The sequence below is a fragment of the Microbacterium sp. NPDC087868 genome (genome assembly GCF_044900755.1).
GTDB lineage: Bacteria > Actinomycetota > Actinomycetes > Actinomycetales > Microbacteriaceae > Microbacterium > Microbacterium galbinum.
In genome coordinates this window covers 1-1,130 of the sequence record NZ_JBJDNO010000022.1, presented here as the reverse complement: position 1 = coordinate 1,130, position 1,130 = coordinate 1, and the positions used below count along the sequence as shown (strand labels likewise).

General features: G+C 57.2%; 1 protein-coding gene. It reads left to right on the top strand.

Annotation, left to right across the window (positions count from 1 at the left end; genetic code table 11):
* Positions 1-647 (top strand): hypothetical protein (locus ACI2JZ_RS18390; protein ID WP_404598860.1); only part of this gene is annotated, 647 nt, incomplete at its 5' end.
* Positions 648-1,130 lie beyond the last annotated feature (483 nt).

Genomic DNA, 1,130 nt, shown 5'->3' with positions numbered 1-1,130 from the left:
CCGCGGTTGTCATCACGCTTGAAGCCGCCACCGCGGTTGTCATCACGCTTGAAGCCGCCACGATCGTCATTGCGGAAACCGCCACCGCGGTTGTCATCACGCTTGAAGCCACCGCCACGGTTGTCATCACGCTTGAAGCCACCGCCACGGTTGTCATCACGCTTGAAGCCGCCACCGCGGTTGTCATCACGCTTGAAACCGCCACCGCGGTTGTCATCACGCTTAAAGCCACCACGGTCATCATTGCGGAAACCGCCACCGCGGTTGTCATCACGCTTGAAGCCACCACCACGGTTGTCATCACGCTTGAAGCCGCCACCGCGGTTGTCATCGCGACGCTCGCCACGGAAACCACCACGGTCATCATTGCGGAAGCCACCGCCACGGTTGTCATCGCGACGCTCGCCGCGGAAACCACCACGGTCATCATTGCGGAAACCGCCACCGCGGTTATCGTCACGCTTGAAGCCACCACCACGGTTGTCATCACGTTTGAAGCCACCACCACGGTTGTCGTCGCGCTTGAAGTCACCGCCGCGGTCAGCATTTCGGTCACCGCGGAAGCCACCACGGTTATCGTCGGTGCGCTTGAAATCACTACGGTCGTCGCGACGCTTGAAGCCATCGCGGGAGTTGTTGCGGTTTGAATCTGAGTTCCGGAAGTCGCCTCGTCCGTTGTCGGAGTTACGGCGGAATTCGTTAGACATCTAATGTCCCCTTCAGCGGCTATCTCAATACCGCAACCTTCGTGTTTGCCTTTGCAAATCACTTCACTATTAACTATTCAGCATGCCCTCGAGGCATGTACATCTAAATTCAAGTCTACGGGAGGCACGAGTCATACCATAGGGAAACGGGTCCAATGTGGCAAGACACTCAGTGGCGGCCCTAAGGTTGTCCCCCCAGCCATCGACGCATGCGTAGCCGATCGAAGCCCCTTGATAGATTCAACTCTTCTAAAAGGGGTTAACGACAAAAAGGGCCCAGCATGAAACTGAACCCATAGGCTGTAGCAAGTCGATTACCAGGGGACGGGTTAAACAGGTGAGGCCCCGGCACCAAACGGTACCAGGGCCTCAAACCATCTACTCAAGTTAAGTCCGGCGGTGACCTACTCTCCCACACCCTCA